This window comes from Enterococcus sp. DIV2385, assembly GCF_051711925.1.
GTDB lineage: Bacteria > Bacillota > Bacilli > Lactobacillales > Enterococcaceae > Enterococcus > Enterococcus faecalis.
Map to the genome: position 1 here is coordinate 2455984 of NZ_JBIONV010000001.1, position 24775 is coordinate 2480758.

Sequence of the window (24775 nt, forward strand, 5' to 3'; positions counted from 1 at the left end):
TATATTTATTTCATAATATCGATTAAGTCTTTTTTTGAAGCTGCCGAGGCAGGGAAATAGCTAAATACAACCCCGATAAAGACAGAAATCCCGATGGCTAATGAAACGGTCATTAAATCTGGTCGAACAGAAAACGGTAGTGCCATTGAGGCTAAGTAGGCAATAATCATTCCTAAAAGATAACCAGTAATTCCGCCGATTAAGGTCAAGGCAATCCCTTCTGTTAAGAATTGCTTTTTAATATCACTGGCTGTCCCGCCCAATGCACGTCGGATACCAATTTCCTTAATCCGTTCTGAGACCGAAATGTACATCATATTCATAACGCCGACCCCAGCAATTACCAGTGAAATAGCCGCAATTGCGGAAATAAACAAGGTTAAATTATTTAGTAAAGAGCCCATTTCTTTGATGGTATCTTTAACATTATATTCTTGATACGTCCCGCTGTTTTTCATGGTTCCTTGTTGAGAGAGAGTTTTTATTGTTTCTTTCAATACTTGATCTGGTTGATAGCCAGGTGCTACTGTTAGCTTCAACGTAGATGTATCTTTTAGCTTGCCGAAATAATGTTCATAGGTCTTTTTGGGAAAATAAAGCAATGAGTCATCATTACCTGGACCAATGGCACCGCTGGTATTGGTTGTCACGCCAACAATGGTAAAAAGTTGCTCTTTATATGGAAAAGTTCGATTAACTGCTGCAGTCGGGTCTTGGTAGAGTTCTTTGGCAACCAGTTCATCCACCACCACTGTTTTATCCAGTTTTGCATTGTCTCCATCATTCAGTTGGCGTCCCGCCAACAATTCTTTGGTGGTTTTGTTGGCAAGTTCATAGGTTACGGAAAGATTTTTCGGTCCTGCTTGAAAATTCAGTGTACCTTTTTGGGCGCCATCAACTTCTCTTTGATCAAAATCAATTTTTTCTACGCCAGGAACCATGCGCACGCCCCCTAAATCATTGTCGGTAAACATCGCTTGGTCACTAAACATATCCGAAGTGTTGTAGGCCGAAAAAGAAATCTTTTTCACATTTTCTTTTTGTTTTTCAGCGGATAATTTATCGACCATGTCTTCTTTAAAGCCGTTACCGATAGCCACGATGGTAATCACCGAAGCGATCCCGATGACAATCCCTAGCATCGTTAACAAGCTGCGTCGCTTATTTTTCAAAATGGAACGGAAGGCGGTTTTCCAAATAATTGAACGTTTCATGTCAGCACCTCCTCTAAAATCTTTCCATCACGAACTTTAATCAAACGATTGCAGTATTCAATTGTTTCTTCATCATGTGTCACTAAAATAATGGTGACACCTTCATTGTTTAATTGCTGAAAGAGCGTTAAAATTTCTTCCGATGTTTTACTATCTAAAGCCCCAGTTGGTTCATCTGCAATAATAAAACTTGGCCGATTGACAATCGCACGCGCAATGGCCACACGTTGTTGTTGTCCGCCCGAAAGTTGTTTTGGATGCTTCTTGCCTTTATCTGGCAAGCCGACTTTTGTCAGAACTTCGTGGACACGATCTTTGGCTTCTTTTGGGGTTAACCCACTATATAAAAGAGGCAATTCAATGTTTTCTTCAACTGTTAGTGTTTCAATTAAACTAAAATTCTGAAAGACAAAGCCGACTGCTTCATTTCTAATTCGGGATAGTTCCTTATCAGAAAAGTCGCCAATTTCACGGTCTTCAAATAAATACGTTCCTTCAAACTTTTTATCAATAAAGCCTAGCAAATTAATCAAAGTCGATTTCCCAGAACCAGAAGGACCCATAATCGCTAAAAATTCTCCAGCGTCTACTTGGAGGTTAATATCATCTAACACATGCAGTGTTTCTTCTTCGGAATAATAATATTTATGAATATGGGATAGCTTAATCATTGGCAGCTACCTGAACATCTTGATTATCTTTTAATTCTTTATTGGGATTGGCAATCACTTGGTCTTTCCAGTTCAAGCCACTTTTGACAACTTTACGACCTAAATTTGTTTCTGTTTCAATCGGTGTTTTTTTCGCTTTGCCCGCTTTGTAAACATAGACAAATTCTTTTTGGCCTTCTTTTTGGATTGCTGCTGTCGGTATAATCATTTGCTTTTGTGGCACAGCGATACTAGTAGACAAGCCTTCTGCCCAAGGAAAATCACCTTCTACTGTAAATTGATAACTCACTACTGGATTGCCTTCATTTTTAGCTATTGGGGTTTGCGCAATGGAAACAATTTTGCCTGGCGCTGATTTGCCTGAACCAACGGTCGTCACTGTTACTTCTTCCCCTGTCTGTAATTTATCGTAATCATATTCGGTTACTTTTCCTTGAATATTTTTCTTTTGTGTTGCAATTTTAATGACTGGTTTGTCGGTACTACTCATGGCACTAGCATCAACAGTGACTTGGCCATCAATTGGTGCTGTAACGACTGTGTTGACTTTGCCACGTGTTTGTTCAAGCGTGTTTGCTGCTCCGACGGCATCACTGTTGGCTAATTGAAGGGCTTGGTTAGCTTGGGCGACTTCACTATTCGCAGCACTAACGGCTTCATTCAATTGCTGAATTTCCGCATTTAGTGTTTCTTTCTCTTCAGCCTCTTTTGCGGTGTTTAATTTTTGCTTGGCTGCAGCAACTTTGTTTAACGCTTCATTGTATTTTTGAGTGGCTAAGTTAACGTTCTCTTGTGCTTGTTGAACTTGAAGATTGTTCCGATTAACGGCATTCGCTTGTTCTGTTTCTGTGGCTTGGATGTCTGAGTTATTGTACGTTAACAATGGACTATCTTTCTTGACTTCTTTACCATTTTCAACATTTATTTCGGCAATTTTTCCTAAAGAAGGATCAAAGAAAATATCCCGAGTATCTAGAAAACTCACTTGACCATCTAATTTTAATGAGGCCATTTCTGTAATGGTATATGTTGTGTATTCAGGTTCAACTTCTTTTGAAGAAAAAACTGTTTTTGCTCCGATAAATCCGACGACGACCACTGCGGCACCAATACCGAACCACACTTTTTTATTTCGCTTCTTCTGGCCTGACTTTTTCATTTATTTGTTCCTCCTTGATTTCTGTTGACGAGTTTGTCATTTTATTTAGTATATAATGAATAAAAAAATCGGTCCCTTCATCTTCCTATCATTTCTCTTACAGTTTTGACACATCTTTATCTAACAAAAAAACGTTTATCCTGTGTAAAAGGATAAACGTTTTTTGTTATTTTATTGTTCTAATTGACCCAACCAGCCAGATGTACCACCTAGAACATTGGTTACTTGATACCCTTGTTGACTGAGAAACGCACACGCTTGTGCGGAGCGCGAGCCCATTTGACAAATCAGATAATAGGGTTGGTTTTTATCTAATTGCTGATAATTTTCGGTTAAAGTACTTAAAGGTAAGTTGATGGCCTGAGGGACATGCCCCAGTTGGTATTCCATTTCTTCTCGTACATCAATAATCGGTAATTTTTTTCGTTTTGCTTCCTGATAAAATTCAGGCATGCCAATCGTGTTATACATTTTCTAGTTCCTCCGGTTTTACCATTCGATATAGCGCAAAAGCACCATCTAAATTTTTGGCTGAGATGCCTGCTTGTTTTAGCATCCGTTCTGCAATATAACTACGCAAACCGCTGTGACAACTAACAATGTACTCCGTTGACTTGTCTAATTCCTCCAAACGCTCTCTTAACTCATTTAAAGGAATAGACACAGCATTTTTAAATTGACCATTGGCTCGTTCGGCGGGATTACGGACATCTAATAAAACAGCCCCCTTAGCTAATTCGTTGGATAACTCATACCATTGAACGTTTTCACTCAATCCTTCTACAAGGTTCATCGCTGCATATCCTAACATGTTCACAGAATCTTTCGCTGAACCAAACGGCGGCGCATAGGTAAACTCTAATTCAGGCAAATCAAAAATAGTTAACTGTCCTTTAATAGCGGTCGCAAGAATATCAATCCGCTTATCTACGCCCTTGGCCCCAATTCCTTGTGCGCCATAAATTTCCCCTGTCGTAGGATGGAAAACTAATTTTAACTGAAGATCTGTTGCGCCAGGATAATACCCCGCATGGTCTTTTCCACTGATATGCACAACAGCTGTTGTTAGTCCAGCAGCTTTAGCAGCCCGTTCGCTTAAACCAGTTGAAGCAGCGGTTAAATCAAAGACTCGCACAATGGCGGTCCCAATGCTTCCTTGATTTTTTCTCTCTAACCCAGCAATCACATCCGCTACTTGACGTCCTTGGCGATTGGCAGGAGAAGCTAAAGAAATCAGCGCATCTTCTTGAGTGATTTGTTGTTTCACTACAATAGCATCCCCAACCGCATAAATATCGGGTTGATTCGTTTGATAGCGTTCATCAACAACAATACCGCCACGTAAACCAGTTGCTACACCTGCTTCAACTGCTAAGGTATTTTCTGGTTGGACCCCCACCGACAAAATGGTTAAATCAGAAGCTAATGTTTGACCGTCTTCTAAGCGAATCACTTGCCCTTCTTCTTCAAAAGCAACCGCAGATTGTCCCGTAATTACTTGAACATTGTTTTTGCTTAATTCAGCTTTGACAAAAGCGGCCATTTCTTCGTCTAATGGCGGTAAAACATGGGGTGCCTTTTCCACGAGAGTGACTTCTAATCCGCGTTTTTGTAAGTTTTCTGCCATTTCCAAGCCAATGAAGCCTGCGCCAATCACGACGGCTCGTTTTGTTTCTGGTGTCAAGGCTGTCATAATTTGATCTAAATCAGGAACATTTCTTAATGAAAAAACATTTTCGGCTTCTGCCAATCCTGTAATTGGTGGCACAAAAGGTTTCGCCCCTGGTGATAAAATTAATTTGTCATAGTGTTCTGTTAAAATTTCTGTTTCATGTTTCACTGTGATCACTTTTTCTATTGGATCAATCGCCACGACTTCATGGTGAGGACGAACATCTAAATTAAACCGTGCCTTTAACGCTTCGGGTGTTTGAACAAGCAGTTGCTCTCTTTCTGCGATTTCGCCAGAAACGTAGTAAGGCAAACCACAGTTTGCAAATGAAACAAAAGGGCCTTTTTCCATGACAACAATTTCAGCATCTTCCATTAAACGACGTAAACGTGTCGCTGCTGACATACCACCAGCCACGCCTCCGATAATTACAATTTTCATTTATTTTCCTCCTTTAATTTGACCAGACCATTGGGACATCCCGCCACGAACGTTAATCACGTGATAGTTTTTTCTCGCTAAAATTTTGGCCGCATTTTTACTGCGCATGCCGGACTGGCAAATCACATAGACCTCGTTAGCAGGTTTGTTGTAGGCGGGAATTTTGTTAAGTGGGACATTAATCGCTTGTGGAATATGCCCTGCGCGGTATTCGCTAGGTGTTCGGACATCTAATAACGTTATCTCTTTAGATAAACGTGACTGCAGTTCTTTTGTTGAAATACTTGGCGTTTTTTTAAACAATTGAAATAACATTTTTTTCTCCTTCTCTTATATACCTTATGGGGTATATTTAACATGAAAAAGTTAGACTTGTCAACTGAAGAGATTTCTGCCATTTTTAGATTCAAAGAAAAGATAGTTGACAAAAATACCTCGTGTAGGTATATTTTAAACCAATCACTACTCTTAAGGAGGGGCAAAATGACTGAAGAAAAAAAGAAAGTGCTGAATCGTTTACGCCGCACAGAAGGTCAAATTCGCGGGATTCAAAAAATGATTGATGAAGAAAAAGAATGTATCGATGTTATCACTCAGTTGAGTGCGGTCCGTTCTAGTATTGATCGCGTAATGGGGATGATTGTTGCGGAAAATTTAAAGCATTGCTTTGAAAATCCTGAAAAAGATCCTAAAGAACAAGAAGAGCGATTAGCACAAGCGATTAATATGATTGTCAAAAAGTAAAACAACGCAAACTTATTCAGCGAAAGATAAGTTTGCGTTGTTTTTTTATTTATTAGAGGAATCTGCCCTGCGTTTTTTTAAATTGACAAGCATAAAAAGAATCGTGCCAATTAGTAAAATCACGACGGCGATATAAAAGCCCATGACTTTCGAACCCGTTGTGTCAGAAATTTTCCCAGTTAAAGCTGGGGCAATCACAGATGACATCATGCCGAAAAAGTTAAACACGCCCAAAGTAGTGCCAATTCCAATTTTTGGTGCATTTTCACCTAGCCAAGAAATAATAATTGGTTCTACAGCTAATTTTCCTAAGAACCCATACATAATTAAAGCAATTAATAACAACGTCGCATTACTTACTTGTACAGTTAACAAGAGCATAGCTGTTGCTAAAAATTCTAAAACAACGATGAATTGAACTTTTTTATGCATGTACTTATCCGCCAACCGACTAAAAAATAACGCTCCTGGAATAGAGGCAAATGCGACCAGCGAAGAGGACAATCCAATTGCCGCTCCTTGGAAACCACGTTCGGTACTTAAAAAATTAGGTAACCAAGTCACAATCATATAATATGCATAACAAGTGCCAAAATATAAAATATACGCAAATAGCATATGTGGCGCAAACAGTTTTTTAAAGGGCACTTTTTCTTTTACCGCTCCGTTATCTTTTTCATCAACAACGGTTGGCTGAATCAAGGCCATGTCTTCTTTATGATTGCGAATAATCACTTGAAAAGCCACTAACATACAAATAATCATAAAGGCGGAAATGTACATCATCACTTGCCAAGGCAATCCTTTTTGGGCAACTAAATAACTAGATAAAATCATTCCTAAACCTGAACCAACGGCTGAACCACTGTTGACAATAGCTGTTGCAAAACTTTTTTTGGCTTGAGGAATGTTTTGCGACGTCAACGAGTAAGCCGAGCCATAGAAAGAACCACATCCTAAGCCTGCCAATAAGCTACCTAAGTAAATTGTTCCAATCGTTTGGGCTTGGGCAATCAGTAATGCTGCCAGCGCAAACAAGATAAAGCCTGGAATTAATACACGTTTTTTCCCAATCTTGTCTACCAAGAAGCCTGCAGGAATCTGCATGACTACGTAACCGAGAAAATAAAAGCTAGAAATGGACCCTAGGGCCGTATCGGAAGCGTTACCATTTAGAGACGCGCGAATTTGTGGATAAACAGGAGAAAGCGCGGAACGATAAATCCAGATTGTTACCCAGCCCATACATAGTAAAATAACGATTTTTTTCCAATAAGCCAACGAACTTTTTGTCTTGTCTGTCATTTTCTTTTCCTCCACCAATCATTTTTTTGGTTAACGTTTCACAAGGAACAAAAGCACTACGCTTTTTTACGTAGTGACCTTTGTCCTACCTTCTTTTTTAGTTTAAATACTCAGCCAATGCATGAGTACTACCGCTACCGCCTTCAAATTGATAACCTTGGTGTTTCAATACAGTCTCAAAGGCACTTAAGAAATGCAACACATTGTCTTCGCGACTGCTGTAACCCATATTACCGACCCGCCAAATTTTTCCTTTTAAATCACCGAAGGAAGAGGCAATTTCAACTTTAAAATGATCCAGTAATAAGCTCCGCACTTTTTCACCATCAATTCCTTCTGGAATGACCACAGGAATGACTGTTGGTGTTTTTGTGTCTAACTTCCCGAAAATTTCTAAGCCCATTTTTTGCAGACTTTCAACTAAAATACGATCGTTTTTCCGATGGCGTGCGTAGACATTTTCCATGCCTTCTTGAAGTAACAAGCGCAGCCCTTCATGTAGCCCATAAATCATTGTAGTCGCTTCTGTATGGTGATTTAAGCGCTCTGGTCCCCAATATTTTTCTAATTGCGATAAATCCAAGTAGTTACTTTGAATGAACCGTTCATTCCGCGCATCCGCGCCAAGCCCTAACTCTTTTTGGTAACGGCCCGCCAGATAGTCGGCCACACGTTGGTTGTAAGTAATCAAAGAAAGGCCTGAAGGTACACTGACACATTTTTGAGTGCCTGCTACCGCAATATCAATCTTCCAATCATCGACCTTTGTTTCGACACCGCCGTAAGTCGCCACCATATCTACTACGAAGAAAATTTCATTTTCCCGACAAAAGGCGCCAATTTGATCCAGCGGTTGCATTTGTGCATTCGCCGTTTCGCCGTGGACCATCGCAACAATTTTTGGTTGATGTTCTTTAATCGCTTCAATCACCGTTGTTTGCTCAAACGGTGCGAGCCAGTCCTTTTCTAAATAAATGACTTCGGCCCGGGCGCGTTCGCAAATTTCACCTAATAAATAAGCAAACCGGCCATACGCAGGCACAAGCACTTTGTCGCCTGGCTCAATCAACGCAAATAACCCCGCTTCCAAGCCTGAACGTGACGTGCCATCAATGGCAAAGGCTTGTTGATTCTTTGTGGCAAAAGGTACTTTAATCATTTCCCGAACTTCGTCCATAATCTGTAGAAATTCTGGATCAAATTGCCCTAAAATTGGTTGACCCATTTGACGAAGTACCGATGGATGGGCTTCGACTGGTCCCGGCGTCATGATTGTTCGCCGTACAAAATTTGGTTGTTGATACATAGTAATCCCTCACTTCATTTTTAATTCTTCTCTTTTATTATCTTTGGAAAAACCCAGAAATTCATTGTTCAATTTGCACTATTTTGACTTTGTTTTTTAGACATATTCAATAACTATCTTTTGTACTCCTTTTTATTCTTCGCTATACTATAAAAAAAGGAGGTTGTTGTGATGAAAATATTAGCTGAGGTCTTGGCTTTACCAAGATTTTCTGACTTACAATTATTATCGTCTCACTCAAACTTAACACAGCCCTTGGAAAGTGTAGAAATCACGGAAACACCTGATGTGGCTGATTTTATCCCTAAAAATGTCATGATTTTAACAACGGCAATGATTTATAAAGATGATCAAGAAAAATTGAAACCTTTTATTGACTCGCTAAAACAAGCAGAGTGTACGGCTTTAGGAATCAAAGTTGGGCGGTTCCTTGACGAAATTTCACCAGAAATTGTTGCCTATGCCAGTGCCGTTGATTTGCCCCTGATTAAAATTCCTAGCACACAGCCACTAGGCGGGTTGTTGCATGAAATTGTAGGCTATCTTCGTGATAGCAAAACCGAACAGATGTCTGTAGCATTTGACATACAAAAGCGTTTTTCAACATTATTAATGCAAGATGTTGATGCTACGCGCTTCATCGCTGAATTTGCGAAAATTTTAAATGCGCCAATTATTTTATTAAGTCCTTGGCAACAGGTGATTGCCCACTCGAATTATTTTTATGGCAATCAAAAATCGGCGGAGTTTTTCATCGAACAATTATCAAAAGACCACTTTCAACAATTGGCACAAGAAAAGAAAATCTTTCGTTTACAGGATGAGCGACAAGAAAACATTCAAGTAGCTGGCTTTCCAATTCGTGTGAACGATTATTTTCCCTATTATTTATTGGTCTTATCTCCTGAACAGATTCCTTACCCTATTTCTGAATTTGCCATTGATCAGGCCATTTTAGTTTTGACTTTTATGTTATTTAAAAACCAGAAAATTGCTGAATCTTTTGAACATCTCAAAACAGACTTTTTGGACCGCTTGCTTGATACACATCAAGAAGCGCTGAGTAAACATCAAAATTGGTTGGAACTTTGGAAAAATTATCGTTTAATCAACAGTGATTATTATCAATTAGCGATTGTCTACGGCGTGACTAAACCAGAAAATGAAACCCATATTCGTTATCAGCAAGCGGAAGGGCAACTAATTTTCCAATGGCTCAAAGAACAATTGCCGGAAATCCTGCCAGATGTCGCCTTGTTTAAATTAAAAAATCAAAATAAAAGTATCTTGATTTTTCAATCTAAGAAAAATGACCATTTGATGATTTTGCAAAACCTCGCTGAACGTTTGCAACAGGCTTTGCCTATTACCATTCGCTTTGCTTTAGGCAATGCTTATGAAAACCTAGAAGATTTACCTAATTCTTATATTGAAGCTTCCTCGACATTAGAGGCTTCTTTACACGCTCAAAAACCAGCGACTGTGCAATTGTTCCATCCCAAAGGCCTAGCTGGACTTTTTGAAAAGATTGGCACTAAAGATGTTGAATACTTTTGCCAGCAACAATTGAAAGAGTTGGCCTATCCGACGGAACCGACGTTACAAGAATTACGAAAAACCTTGAAAGTTTTTTTAGATTTCAATTGCGAAATTACTAAAACGGCCAACGCTCTTTACCTTCATAGAAACACCATTAAATATCGCATGAATCAATGTGAAAAATTATTAGACATCTCTATTCAAGAGCCTGAGACGAGTTTACTCTTACGGGTAGCGCTAGAACTTTCAGAAAAATAATTAACAGGAAAATAGCCGAATAAAAGTAACGTCTACCAAGAAAAAGGACTCTACCGTTCACCACTGCGTGTTCAAATCCTATTGTTCCGAGGTCATTACTTTACATTCGGCTTTTCGTTATAATTCTGGTTCACGATTGGCATCTTTGGAATAAACGTACATTAGCGGTTCTTCACGACCAACCGCATAGGCTGCTTGTGGCACATAGGCACTCATGAAAATATAGTCCCCTTTTTCCACTGGATACCATTCATTGTCCAAATTGTACATCCCTTGGCCACTAATTAAATACGCACCATGCTCTTGGACATGCGTTTCAATATAGGCATGACTAGCGCCTGGTTCAAAAGATAAGATATGCATATTCATATCAAAGTCAAACTCTTTCGGCAATAAACTCCAAAGTAAAACGTCTGTCATTCCTTCATATTCTTCGGGTTGTCGGTCATGAATTGACCCAACCACTTTATAAGGTTGATGGCCCGCCAACGGCTGATAGCGTTTTTTATATAAGAAAACTTCTGTATCCGCTTCCTGTGCATTCGCTAAATACATTTTCATTTCAGGCGTAAAGTAGGCGTAGCCCCCTGCTTCAAGTTCATGAGTTTCTTGACCATCTGAAACGCGCAAACGACCGTCAATGACATAAACCAACGTTTGGATCCCGTCGCCACCAAAACCAGTTGTTTGTTGACCATTTTTATGAAACGTAGCAATGTAATCCACAAATGTCGCACCTAATTTAGGCGATCCCAAAATGGAAATATCGACATTTTCAAAACCAGGTACTGCATTTTGCACCAAACCATCATGGGGAATAATGGCGTAATTGTCTTTTTTTATCACAGCTCTTGATGTTAACAATTCTTTTTGGTAACCAACTCGATTATTTTTATAACCCATCACAATTCTTCCTTTTCTATCTTATTTATACGCTAATTCATATAAGGTATCTGCTAAAAGCTTGACACCTTCAACCAAATCTGGAAATGCCGTTGCTTCTGCTGGATTATGACTAATCCCACCAATACTTGGCACAAATATCATCGCTGTCGGGTAATGGGGCGCAATAATTTGCGAATCATGCCCAGCGCCACTATGCATCATACGATACTGATACTTGCCTTCTTTGGCTTTTTGTTCAATAACTTCTACAATTGCTTGATTCATCGGTACAGGGGCTTCATCCATCCAGCGGTCAATTGCAATCGTCAAGCCTAATTCTTGAGCAATTGTCTTCATCCGTTCTTCTAATTCACCTGTAAAATGTCGTAAAAAAGCAGCGTCGGTATGACGGCAGTCAATTGTAAATTCCACTTCTCCAGGCACCACATTGACTGTATTGGGTTTCGGAATGACTTTACCGAATGTTAAAACTAACGGATCCCCAATTTCGTTCGCACGATCAATGGCTTCTGCACAAATTTTAGCAAAGCCATATACCGCATCATGACGGTAACTCATTGGCGTAGTACCTGCATGATTGGCTTGCCCTTTTAAGTTAACCGTGTAGCGACGTTGCCCTACAATACTATGAACAACACCGACTTGGAGCTTTTCGTTCTCTAAAATATTGCCTTGTTCAATATGAATTTCGACAAATGCTTCAATGTCCTCACGTCTAGTTTGCTCTTGCCGAAAATCAAAGCCTTGGCGATGCATCTCATCAACAAACTTTTTGCCTTCGTTGTCAGAGATATCGACTACTTCTTCACGTTTGGCTTCACCAACGACATTTTTGCTTCCCCAGAAAACCGTTGGAAAACGACTCCCTTCTTCTTCAGCCATGGAAAGCACTTCTAGAGAACGCCGTGGTTTCCCATATTTGTCTAATAAATATTGAACAGCCGTCATGGAAGCAATAACACCATATTGACCATCTAAGGTCCCACCATTAACTACTGTGTCGATATGTGACCCAGTTAAAATCGTTTCCTGAGGAAATTCCGTTCCTGCCACTCGACAAAACAGATTCCCGACTTCGTCAAATTGCGTTTCCAGTCCAAACGCCTCAGTTTGGCTTTGCACATACTTTTGTGCTGCCAACCACGAATCTGTATAAAGTAAGCGTGTCATCCCTCCTGCAGGATCACTCCCAATTGCTGACAACTCTTCGATTCTTTGTTTTAAAACTTTTTCCAAGTCCATCACAAAACCTCCTGACTGATTACACTCTGATTGTAAACGTTTCCCTAGTTATCTTCATTGTACTTATTAAACAAAATTAAGCCTTTTTTTGTGCAAAACAACCAATGAACATCCTCTAACTCGTGGACAGAGGCGCTAATTCAATCACGCTTCTGTCCCTTTTCATTTCTAAAATAGGTGTTTAATTTTTGATAAATACGCCGTTAAACGCCTCGGTTACCCCAGTTTCTTGTGCGTAAATTGTTTCGCCTCTTAAAATTGTTTGAATCACTTGGGCCCCAATTTCACGACCAATGTAAGGACTAATTTTATTTCGATATTCTAAATCTTCTGCTTTTAAGATATACGGCGCATTAGGTTTAATTAGTACAAAATCGGCATCCTTACCAATACTGATGCGGCCCTTTTGTGCTAAGTGATAACGGTCAGCTGGGTTTGCTGCAATCATATCCGCGAATTGTTTCAAGGATAAACCACGTTTTTGGACGGCTTCATCGAATAACACATCGACGTTATTTTGAACACCAGAAATGCCGCCCCAAGCTTCAAAAGCATTGGTTGTATCTTTTAAGTCTAGCGTACAAGGAGAATGGTCAGAGGTTACAAACGCGATTCCGCCTGTTTGCACGTGGTTCCATAAGGCGGCTTGTTGGTCCGCGTCACGAATCGGCGGCGAACATTTGACAACTGGACCAATGGCATCAAGTTCATCCGTGGTAAAATATAAATAATGCGTACATGTTTCACAAGTCACATCTACCCCTTCTGCTTGGGCTTTCAAAACTTCTTTCACGCCTTCTTGACAAGCCACATGGCAAATATGAATCCGACAACCTGTTTCTTTGGCAAATAAAATGGCTTTTTGAATCGCTTCAACTTCGGTAAACACAGGACGTGTAGCTACATATGCTGCTAAAGTCGTTTCGCCATTTTGATAAGCTAACGCGCCTAATTTATCCGTAATTGGCGCATTTTCTGCATGGATTGCTAGCACTTTGCCAGTCTTGGCGACTTGTTTCATTCCTTCATATAGCGAATAATCGTCGACATTTTGAAAATCTCCTTCAATTGAACGATCGCCGCACGTTCCTAAAAAGCATTTATAGCCGGAAACGCCTCCTTCATCAAGTTCCTGAATCCCGCCAGCCAAGTTGGTCGGGACCACGCCGCCAAATGACCCTACATCTACTTTTAGTTTATTTTCTCCTGCCTTGTATTTGATCTCAAGAGAGGTCTTATCCACAGTTGCTGGAATCTGATTTAAAGGCATTTCCATAAAGGTCGTCACGCCCCCTTTGGCACAAGCGGCCGTTCCTGTGACATACCCTTCCCATTCATCGCGGTAACCACCACCAGGATCGGTAATATGAACATGAGCATCCACCATCCCAGGACTAACGACTAAACCCGTCGCATCAATCACACGTTCTCCTGACAAGTCTTGCCCAATCGCTACGATTTTTCCTCCTTGAACGGCGACATCCGTAATGACTTCTCCAGTTTCTAAAATAACTAACCCGTTTTTAATCACTAACTCTGCTTGCATTTATTTTCCCTCCTGATAAGCTGTTTCTTTCACTTTTTTTGAATCCCAAGTCCATTTTTTTAACACTAAGTACAGCACAAAACCTGTGGCAAAGCCCACAAACCACGAAATATCAGCAATGATTTTAACCTGTGGAATAAATTGACCACTTAAGGAAAGAACCAACGCCAGAATAGTAGCGACATACGCCGGCTTGTTTAATCCGTAAAAAGGATTGGCTTCCTCTTTTTTGTGTTTATCTACGTATAAAGCATTTAAATCAATTTGTTGCTTTTGAACAAAATAATAATTCGCAATCATCACACCAGCGACTGGTCCTAAAACAGCCCCAATTGCGTTCAGAAAAATAAAAATACTATCGGCGTTTTCCATCAGTTTCCAAGGCATAATAAGAAAGCTAATAACACTGGCAATCATGACGCCTTTTTTATATGTCATTTTTTTAGGAAATAGCGCCGCCAATTGATAACCTGCCGGAATGATGTTCCCCGTTGCATTCGTTGAAATAGTCGTTAATAAGAAAACCGACATGGCTAAGACCACCACTGCCACATTATCTAAACGATCAATAATGTTTAAAATATTCCATTCTTGAATCCCAAAATACAGCGAACCACCTAACAGAATAACCACACTGGAAAAAGCGAAAATCCCATAACCAACAACTAAACCTGCTGTTTGCCCCACAACCTGAGCACGTGTCGAGCGCGCATTCTTAGTAAAATCCGCCACACTCGCACCAGGCGCTGACCAAACGGCCACAACCGAGTTAAAAATAATCAGATACGCCACCAGTGGATTGACTGAACGAATCGCACCAGAAACTTGATAGGACAAAATTGGTGTTAAACCGCCCCCAGCTCGAATGGCCCAAATCGTTAATCCAATAATAACGACATAAATCAACGGACTTAAAATGGCGGTAAAACGGTTCAAAATTTTGCTACCACCGAAACCTATTGCCACATTTAAGAGCCAAAAAAGAGTAAACGCCATTAATTCAGGTAGCCTAAGACCAAAAAACTGGAATGATCCACCAATTTGTAAAAAGTTCGGCCAAAATTTCCCGAGAATAATTAATAAAGCCAGCGATCCTGTAAATGTTTGCAGACCAAACCAAGCAATCGCGGCCACACAACCTCTTAAGAACCCTGGCAGTTTTGCTCCGAGACTGCCGTAAGTAGACTGTAAGTGCATCGCAAAAGGAATCCCATATTTAGAGCCAGCCACGCCATTCAAATTCATGAAAGTTGCTACAATGAATGAGCTTAACACAACTGCCAGCATAACTTGCAGCGGCGATAAACCTAAGAAAATAAAGCCGCCCACTGCTGCATAATTCGGGATATTATGAATCGAACCCATCCATAATGTAAAAAAATTGCGCGCGCCCATCGTCCGTTGTTTCGGGCTACTTGGCAACAAATCCTCATTGTAGCCACGTGCTTTCATCGCTGTTTCTTCTTGAGCTGTTACTTGAGACACATTTTTCTCCACGACAAACTCTCCTTTTTATTAAAAATTTTTTTCTATTAAAACACCCTGCCTTCTCTTTTTTGTCACTTTTGCACAAACATGCGTACTACTCTCATCACACGAATTGTAAGCGCTTTTTATAACAAGAATCATTAGTTACCCCAACTAAATAACAAACGATTCTTTGTTCACTTTGAACGAAAAAATAGCAACCTTTTTTATATCGCCCTCTCACTCTAGAAAATAAGAAACAAATCTTTTTATTCACATATTATGTACAACTTCTCTTTTTCAATGCTAAAATACGCTTATTATTAAAAATGACATAAATAAATTATACAGTTAAATGAAATCCAACACAACATTTTTTAATCAAAAACACACAAAACGGATAAACTGAAGTGGATTTTCAGGAAGAGACCCAGCCTAAAAAAAGACGCTGACAAAAGAGTTTTCTCACAAGATCGACAACTTTTCACAGATTTAAAATCTTCTTTTTCAATTTTTACGTTTTAAAAAATAACATTTTGAAAATAAAAAAATGCTTAATTTTAGTCAAAAAAATAAACAAAGATTTCTGATTTTATCAGAAATCTTTGTTTCTAAATTTTCTTGCTATAATTCCTTTAACAAAATAAAATCCGTCTGTTCATCGTCTCCCATAAAAAATGAATGTTGACTATAATAGCGGTAGCCAATCGTTTTATAAAATGCCCGCGCCGCATCATTGTGTTCCCAGACACCTAGCCACAGTGCGTTTTTACTAAATTCACGAGCTTTCTCTTCCGCCAGTTCTAACAACTGTGTTCCCAGCTTCTTTCCTTTAAACGCAGGTAAAATATACAATCGCTCAACCTCGAGCTTTTCTGACCCCATCGGTTCCGTTTGTGCCGTCTCACGATTTAATTTCATGTAGCCAGCCAATTGATTATCGACCAAGATAAAATAAAAGTCAGAGTAGGGATTAGCCAATTCCTTTTGTAATTTTTCTAAATTGTAGGCTTCTACTAAATAGGCTTGCATATTTTCTGGCGTATTGTACGGTCCAAAAGTATCTGTATAAGTTTCAATGCTGATTTCTTGTAACGCTGGTGCATCTTCTATTGTTAATTGTTTTATTTCTCCCATCAATCAGTCGTCCTTTCCTTAATAATTTCGAGTGTTCCCTTTTTTGACAAATTCCCAATCTTCGCTGACATTTTTACGCATCCGGACTAAGTACTCTGCCAATTGTGAAATTTCCACTTCTGACAAGCCTTGCAAAGCAACTTGATTCGAGTGTTGATTTTCGCGCACAATGATTGGATAAACGTTTTTCCCTTTTTCTGTGGCATAAATCCGCTTAATTTTTTTGTTGCTTGCATCTTCTTGACGATAAATAAAGCCTTGTTCTTCCAAACGCTTAATCGCCCGCGCCGCTGTGGTTCGATCAACTTTAATCAGTTCGGCGATCTTTTCTTGGATAATTCCAGGATTTTCACAGACCCTGACCAAATAAAGATATTGTCCTCGTGTTAAAGATAATTCCTTAAATTCAATATTACTGATTGAATCTAAGGCCCGCGCAATCATGCCAATTTCTCTTAAAATATCTGTCACTAGGACACTTCCTTTCGCTAATATTTTATGATTGTCATTACTTTAACTTATTTTTGTTGCAAATGCAACAAAAATAAGTATAAAAACTACAGATTTAAACAATTTGAGCATTCGTGAAAATAAAATAATTATTTCTTTTGTTATATTAACAAGTAAGATAAAATTAGTTATAGCGTCTATAGGAGGAATAGTATGAAAAAATTATTTTGTGTTATTTTAGTTATTTTTTTAACAGGTTGTAGTTCTCAAAAAGCGAATGAACCTAAAAAACAAGAAAATTCTACCAATCATACAACATCAATGAAAAGCAGTGCTAATCATTACAGTTCTAGCACAGAAACAAGCTCTAATAATAAACTAAAAGAAACTTCAGAAAGTGCCAGTACCACTCAAGCTTCGGCAAAGTCTAAAAATGAAGTATCCACAAATGTCGAAGAAGCAAATTCTTTAGAAGCAACACCTTATGCTGTCGATCTTAGTAGCTTAAACAATCCACTAGTATTTAATTTTAAAGGAATGAATGTGCCAACTTCAATTACGTTAGAGAACTTAAATTCAACACCAACTGCTACCTTCCGAACTAAATTGTTTGGGGCTGGAAATGATCAAGTGAAAGAAGCCATTAATAAATATGAGCTATCTATAAATACAATTCCTACAAAAGAGATTAGAATATTTTCAGCGGCCGATAACAGTATTCGCACCGTTAAAGTAAATACAGAGTTAATTTTAGGAACTAATATTTCTTCAAACGATGAACAAAATAGATCGGGTACTTTATACTTATTCAACAATAAAAATGGTTCGATATCTTTAATCACTCCTAACTACGCAGGCAATGTTACGGATGATCAAAAAGACGTTATGCTAGAAGTAATTCAATAAATAACCTAAAAAAAATAATAAAGAGAAAACTTCATACTTAGAAGTTTTCTCTTCATTATTTTTTAGGAACTCATCTAGAAACTCGTTTTATTCCCCACTTATTTTTCTTATTTCTTCACCCATTAAGCCCGCGATAGAAAATAGAACATTTCATTTGAAAATGAATTATTGTTCTGCAACATGCACCGTTTGTAAAAATTCTGCGACTGAGAAATGGTATTCTTTCTCTTGATTTCCTTGAATGGTTCGAATCATTTTTTCAACTTCTGGTTGCAGAGCGGCAAATTGAACTTGTTGTCCACGACCTTCTGCTGCGAGACAAAATTCTTCTAAAATATCTAGCGCCGTACTATCAATGCTAGGAACTCCTCGCATTGAAAATACTACACCACTTTTTGTTTCCAATTGCAGTAACGTTTGTTTCAATCGTTCAGAAGACATGAAAAATAACGGGCCACTCAAATAAACCACCACCCAATTTTCTGTACACTCGGTCGGTACTAGCCCCATTCTTGACCAATCAACTTCCTCGACATTAATCGTAATCACGGCACTTTTCGCAATGAAAAACAGGCAACCCGCTAAGACCCCTAAAACAATCGCTAAACTCAAGTCAAAAATAACGGTCGCTACCATCGTTAAAAAGAATAAACATAAGGCTGTGTGGAAACGTTTCTGGAAGAATTCTTTAATCACCGACCATTCATTCATTCGCCACGCTGTCACCACTAAAACACCAGCTAACGCAGGCATGGGAATTTTAGACATGACTGGCGATAAAAGCAACATCGATAACAATAAAAAGACCGCATGAAAAATACCCGCTAAACGTGTTTGCGCACCAGATTTAATCACTACGCTCGTCCGGGCAATCGCTGCCGTCGCAGGCACGCCACCGAAAAATGGCAAAATTAAGTTGCCAATTCCTTGTGCCACTAGTTCCTGATTACTGTCTAATGGTTTCCCTGTCATGCGACCAGCCGAAGCGCCACAAAGCAAACTTTCAATCATACCTAACATAGCAATGCTAATCGAAGGCACCAAAATATCCTGAAACGCACTTAATTGAAGCGAACCAAGTTCCAAACGTGTATCACTAAAAATACTTGTCGGAATTTTCCCTACAGTGGCCACTGGCAGTTGAAAAACCACTGTTGCTAAAGTAGCTAAAATAATCATCACCAATGAAGCTGGTATCATCGCATTCCACTTTTTCGGAAAGAACACTAATCCAAGCACCACTAAAATCGACATAACCGTCGTTGGTATACTTAAATCAAAGCCCAATGAACGATAACTGCTGATTTTCTCAATTAAATTGTGGCCTTCTGAACGAACCCCAAAGAAATTATCAAGCTGCCCCAACGCAATAATAATAGCAATTCCTGAAGTAAACCCGGTAATGACCGGTGACGGAATAAAAGAAGTCAAGCTCCCTAAGCGCAAAATCCCTGCCAAAAGCAAGAAAATTCCCGCCAAAAAGGTGGCCAACAAAATCCCTTGCATGCCATGCACTGCCGCAATTGACATTAAAATAGCTGCCATCGCACCTGTTGGTCCTGAAATTTGATAAAACCCACCTGAAAGGCTCCCAATCACAATTCCAGCGATAATCGCCGTGATCATGCCAGCTGCTGCAGTGGCGCCGCTAGAGACCCCAAACGCTAACGCTAACGGCAACGCGACGGCTGCGACAGTCAAACCTGCCAAGAAATCTTTTTTCAATTTTTTTTGATTATACCCTTTAAATTCATCCCTTATCATTTGTGTGTACTTTTTAAACATTCGCATCCTCTTTTCATGAAATTTCCATTCTAAAGATATCATATTTTCGGAAAGATAATAAGGTGTTTTGTGAAGGAAATCGCTAAAAAATTTTTTTCACCTCATTTAGACAAAATTGTCTAATATTTTAGGAATTTAGCCACCGCTGTTTCCTAGAGTATGATATGCTTAACTAGTAAACAGGCTTCACAAACTTACATTAATTGGGGGAAACTATTATGTGTACAGGCATCAAGATTATTTCCAAAACAAATGATATTTTTTATGGACGTACGATGGATTTTACGTTTGACTTTTTTGGCAACGAAGATCCAATTGCACCAAAAATCCCTACTCTAATTGCTCAATTTCCAAAAGGTACAGTTCTAAACAGCCAACTAAATCCTTGGACGGCAAAATATGCCTTTATGGGACTAGCAATGTCAGGCACAGATCAACCAGCGAACAATGGTAAAACCGTCAGCCTTGCTATCACAGATGGTATCAACGAAGCCGGCTTATCTGGTGATATTCAATATTTAATGGAATCTTCAACAGCACCAGCTGAAAGTTTAGCAGATCGTGGTTTAACACCTCATATTGCAGAAGAAGTACTCGCTTATATTTTGAGTAATTTTGAAAGCGTTGACGAAGTAAAAGTAGCTTTTGAAAAAATCGGCCTGTTAGATCAAAAATTCCAACTTGATTCATTGGGGGAAGTTCATTTTACCTTACACTGGACCATTAATGATAAAAATAATAATAGTATCGTTTTGCAACCAACAGATAACGGAGCGTTCGTCATTTATGATTCGCTTGGCGTAGTCACAAACAGCCCAGAATACAATTATCATTTAACCAATGCACGAAACTATATCGGGATGCGCAACTATGCTATTAAGGAACCTTACACTTTAAAATCAGGCGCAACACTTGACCCAATTGAAGGTGGGACTTCTTACGGACTATTAGGAATCCCAGGAGACTTCACTTCGCCGTCACGCTTCATTCGTGCGTTATACTATTCTGACAATCTCCAAGAATTTGATAGCTCTGAAGGGATTATGCAACTCTATCGCGCCTTCCAAACAGTGATGATTCCTCGGGGGATTGGCCATTTAGGTCAAAGTAATTCTCTGTCTGATTTCACACATTATTGGTCAGGATATGATGTGACTAATCTAACCATGTATGTCCAACCAGAAAGTACTACCTCATTTACAAAATACACTTTGGATCCAGCTGTAACAGAAGTTACTACTTTTGCTGTTTCTAACGAGCTACTACTAACAGATTTAAATCAATAAAAACACAAACAACGTCTCTGACCAGGTACTTGGTCAAAGACGTTGTTTCGTTCATTTTTCAGATAATGCGTTATACAACGGCGCTAATTCTTGAAGTGCCTGACAACTTTTTTCTTCAATCGTTTCAAGCTTTTCCGTCGCAAACCACAACTTACCGATCTGAAATGAGCGATTGCCTATCCGCTCTTCTAAAATTTTCCGTTGTTTTTCATCTGCTAAATAATCTTTTAAAGGCAAATGGTCCACTAGTTCATGCTCTTCCTGCGGCCAAATATAATAGCCTTCGCAGTCGATGGTTTGACTCCAAGCTTCTAAACGATTAAGCAATTGATTGTAAGCGACGACTGAGCCTGCCCGCTCCTCACTTTTGTAATGTTGAAACATCAAATATACTTGAAATTGCTTTTTATTTAATAACAACGCCAGACAAGCATTTTCCGCTTGGCGTTGCTCACTGCGATACGCAGCCCAGAAATGACTGCGTAAATTCCAGCCGTTGGTCCAGCTTTCGATTTTCGGCTTAGTGATGCCGAGTTCAGCTGGTAAACCTTGAGCGATTGCGAGGTTTAAGGCTTTCCACTTTTCCCAATGTTGCTTGTAGGTTTGCTTTAAGTCATCGATTTCTGCTGATGTTTGTTGCTCTTTGAGTTGTTTAAATGTGAAGATTTCTCGGTTGAATAGATTGAAGTCTTGATGGGTTAGGTTCATTTTATTCCCTCTTTTTAGTATCTTCTAGTTATTCTTAATAATTTTATTTTTCAATAGCCATTGTAAAAATAACACAAGGACTACAATTGGCCAAAGCGTGATTGGGAAAAAGAGCCCCACAAAAATACCCGGTACAAGAATCGTCCCTAAGATCTGGGTTGTTAAACTCGTAGCAAAAATTGCGACAACAAAAAGTGAGTCAATTGTTGGAAAAAATTGCGCGACCGCAAACCCGATTAAAATAGCTGAAAAAACGACGGGAAAAATATCGCCACCTATCCAACCTGTCTGTAAACAAACTTGTAGAAATACTAGTTTCATTATCGCAGCGATCACCAAGATATACCAAGCTTGTTGACTACCAAAACTAGGAACTAAATGCATAAAAGATTGTCCTGAAAATAGTAATCTTGGCATTAAAATAACAAAGAGAAAAATACAGGCTGCACCAAAGCTTACCAGTATGCTTTGCTTTTATTCAGATAACTCAATACCAACGCTCCTAGCACACACAAGATAAAATAATAGAGGATTGGCCATTTCATTTGCGCTGGCAACACCTCCCAGAGCAGAGTCGTTAGCTCTCCTTCAATGATTAAAAACGCTCCTGAAATTCCCGCGATGATACTACTTAAAAATAACCCACTGACGATAATTGTCCACATTTTTCTGTTACGCATACTTCCTCCAAATGATAGTTGTTTCTTTTATAGTAGCAGATAGTTAGTGGTTTGTGTTTGAAGATTTTGGGAAGGATTATTTGAGATATTAATTTTCTAAATAATCAACAGGTCGCATATACTACTTTCAAACATATTTATGATTTAATTGGAATCCTATCCAATATTATATATCCAAACGGAGAGAAGAACTTCTCTCCGCTAAAACTTAAACTTCTCTAATATTTCTTATTTCCTTTGATTTTTGATTATTATTTTACATATTAATTGTAGAAAGCACCTCAATAAAAAATTTCTTTAACTACTATTAAGTAAATTATTCAACTCCAAGTGCTTTAAAGACAGCATCTTCTGGTGAATTATAGAAAACAATATTAAAAGTCGACATTAGCTCTGGAGGGACTGTAGCTAAGTCAGCTGCATTAGCCATCGGAACCAGCGCTTTCTTAGCACCCGCATCACGAGCCACTTGCATCATATCTGCTAAGTTGGTAACTCTAACTAAAGTGCCACCAATCGTTATATCACCAAATACGGCTATACTGGAGATTACTGGCTTGTTCAACGCCACTGAACAAAGTGCAATCATTGTTGGTAAAGTCAGAGACTCTGGATTTCCGACACCATTCAGATCTTGGGTATTGAATACAAAGTCATGACTGGCAATGGATATGGATGCACTAATCGAAGCAGCATTAGCACTAAGATATTTATAAGCTGAATAAGTTTTTTCTTTGGCTGCAGAATCACTACCTAATCCAGTCGCTTTAAATTTACCATTTCCAGAAATCATTTGAGTTTCAAATTTAAATACGCCCACTCGTCCACTAGCCCCACCTGAAACAGCATGTACATGTCCTGGTTTCCCAATACCTTCAGGAATTAGTGTGCCACTTCCTTGTTCTGGGACAGAAACATATTCTTCTCTATTTTCTTCTAAATCAATATAAGATAAGTTAACATCAAAGAATTCCATTCCACCAATTTTTTTAAGCTGTTCTTTCACTCTTCGTCTCATTTCAATAGAAAATTTAAGTACTTTTTCTACTTCTTCTTTTCCAAATTCCCCATGAGGATATACTAGTTTGATAAGTCCAGAAAACATCTTTTTAACAGCAATAGTATCACGTTGATTTAGTTGTGAACCTAGCTTAAAATAGTTATCAATTGCATCACTATAAGTTGTCTTACGTAATTCTCGCATCACTTCTGAATAGTAATCTGTTATAAAACCATAATCATTCGTAAAAAAATCTGGCCGGTATTTAGGAATTTCCCATCCTGGTAAGTAACAATGCATACGATCTAAAAATGCTGAATCAGATCGCATTTTTTCTGGGAAAGGTTCAAATAAATTTGAAGTTTTTAAGATAACATCTACACTTTGATTGATATTTCCTACAAATACCATCGATGCAGATGCATTTTTTTCTTCTTTACCACGAGCAAATGAGCCCGAAGCCATGTAATCCTTCATTATTTGAACTAAATCTCCATCTTTCACGTTAATACCTGCTACCTCGTCAAAAGCCACCGTATCCCACATACCAACTAATCCCATAGATCTTTGAGCCATATTATAAAATAAATTCGCAACAGTAGTTTGTCCACCAGAAACTAAAATAGAGTTAGGCGAGATTTCTTTATAAACATGTGATTTTCCTGTACCGCGTGGCCCTAATTCACATAAGTTAAAATTATTTTCTATCAACGGGACAAGGCGAGCCAAATGTAACCATTTTACACGTTCAGTAAATTGTGTAGGCTCCATTCCAACCGATCGAAGAACAACATCAATCCATTCCTTCTCTGTAAATGCAGCACGACCACGCCTAACTTCTTCAATATCCAAACCAGGCATTTGAATAGGATCAACTTTTTTTGCAATAAATGGTGAATTTCTTTGATCCGTTTCATCATACCAATATTCCATCTGAACGATGCACCAAATCCCACCACCAAGAAGTCGATCATATTTTTTGGGATATTCATCACCAATACGTACGCCAGAAAGTCCTAAATTAGAAAATTCAGCTTCATACTGATCTCGCCGTTCATTTAATGATACCGATACTTTATCAATGACTGTATAGCCACCATTCTCTCGAATTTTTGCTTTTACTTTTTCGGCTTCATCTGGACGAACATAATTTCGAACCAAAATATTTTTTACATTTTCAACACCTTTTATAACTAAATTTTCATCTAAAGAAGATGCATACATACCAAGCAAATATTCAAGCACATATACTGGAACATTTGCTCCTTCTTTTATTTTTTTAGTTAAATCTTTACGGACAATCTTTCCAGGAAAGTTTGCCACCAATTTATTTAATATAACTTGATCCACTAA

The 24775-nt window shown here is 38.8% G+C and carries 21 protein-coding genes and 1 pseudogene; 4 read left to right on the forward strand and 18 right to left on the reverse strand.

Annotated elements, in window-relative coordinates; genetic code table 11:
- Positions 1 to 5: 5 nt before the first annotated feature.
- The 6 genes from IGM04_RS11925 to IGM04_RS11950 form a co-directional block, all read right to left on the reverse strand.
- Complete coding sequence (locus IGM04_RS11925; protein ID WP_086318181.1) at positions 6 to 1214, reverse strand: ABC transporter permease; 1209 nt, start codon at positions 1212 to 1214, stop codon at positions 6 to 8.
- A complete protein-coding gene (locus IGM04_RS11930; RefSeq protein ID WP_002367351.1) occupies positions 1211 to 1885 on the reverse strand; it encodes an ABC transporter ATP-binding protein in 675 nt (224 codons plus the stop codon). The genes IGM04_RS11925 and IGM04_RS11930 overlap by 4 nt, the downstream gene beginning before the upstream one ends.
- The gene (locus IGM04_RS11935; RefSeq protein WP_002359132.1) at positions 1878 to 3044 is read right to left on the reverse strand and encodes an efflux RND transporter periplasmic adaptor subunit; all 1167 of its coding nucleotides are present in this window, start codon (positions 3042 to 3044) and stop codon (positions 1878 to 1880) included. Before IGM04_RS11935 ends, IGM04_RS11930 begins: the two co-directional genes overlap by 8 nt.
- A gap of 171 nt (positions 3045 to 3215) precedes the next feature.
- On the reverse strand, positions 3216 to 3515 hold the full coding sequence (locus IGM04_RS11940) for a rhodanese-like domain-containing protein (protein ID WP_002355066.1): 300 nt from the start codon (positions 3513 to 3515) through the stop codon (positions 3216 to 3218).
- The gene (locus IGM04_RS11945; RefSeq protein ID WP_086318180.1) at positions 3508 to 5157 is read right to left on the reverse strand and encodes an FAD-dependent oxidoreductase; all 1650 of its coding nucleotides are present in this window, start codon (positions 5155 to 5157) and stop codon (positions 3508 to 3510) included. The genes IGM04_RS11940 and IGM04_RS11945 overlap by 8 nt, the downstream gene beginning before the upstream one ends.
- Positions 5158 to 5472: a rhodanese-like domain-containing protein gene (locus IGM04_RS11950; RefSeq protein WP_010776140.1), complete on the reverse strand. Its 315-nt coding sequence runs from the start codon at positions 5470 to 5472 to the stop codon at positions 5158 to 5160.
- A 168-nt stretch (positions 5473 to 5640) separates the two neighbouring features.
- On the opposite strand from IGM04_RS11950, the gene IGM04_RS11955 reads away from it, so the two are divergent.
- The gene (locus tag IGM04_RS11955) at positions 5641 to 5901 is read left to right on the forward strand and encodes a metal-sensitive transcriptional regulator (RefSeq protein ID WP_002355063.1); all 261 of its coding nucleotides are present in this window, start codon (positions 5641 to 5643) and stop codon (positions 5899 to 5901) included.
- Between the two features lie 45 nt (positions 5902 to 5946).
- Here the strand turns inward: IGM04_RS11955 and IGM04_RS11960 are convergent, their stop codons facing one another.
- Together IGM04_RS11960 and IGM04_RS11965 are read right to left on the reverse strand one after the other, a co-directional pair.
- Positions 5947 to 7206, reverse strand: coding sequence for an MFS transporter (locus tag IGM04_RS11960; protein ID WP_002378762.1), 1260 nt, complete (start codon positions 7204 to 7206; stop codon positions 5947 to 5949).
- 97 nt (positions 7207 to 7303) lie between these two features.
- Positions 7304 to 8512 carry a pyridoxal-phosphate-dependent aminotransferase family protein gene (locus tag IGM04_RS11965; RefSeq protein ID WP_002355061.1) on the reverse strand — a complete coding sequence of 403 codons (1209 nt, stop codon included), beginning with the start codon at positions 8510 to 8512 and terminating at the stop codon, positions 7304 to 7306.
- 171 nt (positions 8513 to 8683) lie between these two features.
- Between IGM04_RS11965 and IGM04_RS11970 the strand changes: the two genes are divergently transcribed.
- Entirely contained in the window at positions 8684 to 10309 is a 1626-nt protein-coding gene (locus IGM04_RS11970) for a PucR family transcriptional regulator (protein ID WP_086318179.1), read from the forward strand.
- A gap of 117 nt (positions 10310 to 10426) precedes the next feature.
- On the opposite strand, the gene allE is transcribed toward IGM04_RS11970, so the two are convergent.
- From allE to sylA, 6 genes are all read right to left on the reverse strand, one after another.
- The gene (gene allE, locus IGM04_RS11975) at positions 10427 to 11212 is read right to left on the reverse strand and encodes a (S)-ureidoglycine aminohydrolase (protein WP_086318178.1); all 786 of its coding nucleotides are present in this window, start codon (positions 11210 to 11212) and stop codon (positions 10427 to 10429) included.
- A gap of 21 nt (positions 11213 to 11233) precedes the next feature.
- Complete coding sequence (gene allC / locus IGM04_RS11980; RefSeq protein WP_002383320.1) at positions 11234 to 12457, reverse strand: allantoate deiminase; 1224 nt, start codon at positions 12455 to 12457, stop codon at positions 11234 to 11236.
- Positions 12458 to 12638: 181 nt separating this feature from the next.
- Positions 12639 to 14003 carry an allantoinase AllB gene (gene allB, locus IGM04_RS11985; protein ID WP_086318177.1) on the reverse strand — a complete coding sequence of 455 codons (1365 nt, stop codon included), beginning with the start codon at positions 14001 to 14003 and terminating at the stop codon, positions 12639 to 12641.
- Positions 14004 to 15500 carry an allantoin permease gene (allW, locus tag IGM04_RS11990; protein WP_016614926.1) on the reverse strand — a complete coding sequence of 499 codons (1497 nt, stop codon included), beginning with the start codon at positions 15498 to 15500 and terminating at the stop codon, positions 14004 to 14006. It lies immediately after the preceding gene.
- A gap of 594 nt (positions 15501 to 16094) precedes the next feature.
- Positions 16095 to 16607 (reverse strand): GNAT family N-acetyltransferase, encoded by a 513-nt coding sequence (locus tag IGM04_RS11995; RefSeq protein ID WP_010712859.1) that lies wholly within the window; start codon positions 16605 to 16607, stop codon positions 16095 to 16097.
- An 18-nt stretch (positions 16608 to 16625) separates the two neighbouring features.
- Positions 16626 to 17078, reverse strand: a complete 453-nt coding sequence (gene sylA / locus IGM04_RS12000) for a transcriptional regulator SylA (RefSeq protein ID WP_002383314.1) — start codon at positions 17076 to 17078, stop codon at positions 16626 to 16628.
- Positions 17079 to 17270: 192 nt separating this feature from the next.
- On the opposite strand from sylA, the gene IGM04_RS12005 reads away from it, so the two are divergent.
- Complete coding sequence (locus IGM04_RS12005) at positions 17271 to 17963, forward strand: hypothetical protein (protein ID WP_033594878.1); 693 nt, start codon at positions 17271 to 17273, stop codon at positions 17961 to 17963.
- 165 nt (positions 17964 to 18128) lie between these two features.
- Here the strand turns inward: IGM04_RS12005 and IGM04_RS12010 are convergent, their stop codons facing one another.
- A complete protein-coding gene (locus IGM04_RS12010; protein ID WP_033594880.1) occupies positions 18129 to 19790 on the reverse strand; it encodes a SulP family inorganic anion transporter in 1662 nt (553 codons plus the stop codon).
- Between the two features lie 176 nt (positions 19791 to 19966).
- On the opposite strand from IGM04_RS12010, the gene IGM04_RS12015 reads away from it, so the two are divergent.
- Positions 19967 to 21034: a choloylglycine hydrolase family protein gene (locus tag IGM04_RS12015; RefSeq protein WP_086318176.1), complete on the forward strand. Its 1068-nt coding sequence runs from the start codon at positions 19967 to 19969 to the stop codon at positions 21032 to 21034.
- A gap of 51 nt (positions 21035 to 21085) precedes the next feature.
- On the opposite strand, the gene IGM04_RS12020 is transcribed toward IGM04_RS12015, so the two are convergent.
- The 3 genes and pseudogenes from IGM04_RS12020 to brxL form a co-directional block, all read right to left on the reverse strand.
- The gene (locus IGM04_RS12020) at positions 21086 to 21742 is read right to left on the reverse strand and encodes a glucose-6-phosphate 1-dehydrogenase family protein (RefSeq protein ID WP_002355050.1); all 657 of its coding nucleotides are present in this window, start codon (positions 21740 to 21742) and stop codon (positions 21086 to 21088) included.
- A 24-nt stretch (positions 21743 to 21766) separates the two neighbouring features.
- A pseudogene (locus IGM04_RS12025) lies at positions 21767 to 22422 on the reverse strand (hypothetical protein).
- A 316-nt stretch (positions 22423 to 22738) separates the two neighbouring features.
- The gene (gene brxL / locus IGM04_RS12030; protein ID WP_086318175.1) at positions 22739 to 24772 is read right to left on the reverse strand and encodes a protease Lon-related BREX system protein BrxL; all 2034 of its coding nucleotides are present in this window, start codon (positions 24770 to 24772) and stop codon (positions 22739 to 22741) included.
- Positions 24773 to 24775: the final 3 nt, after the last annotated feature.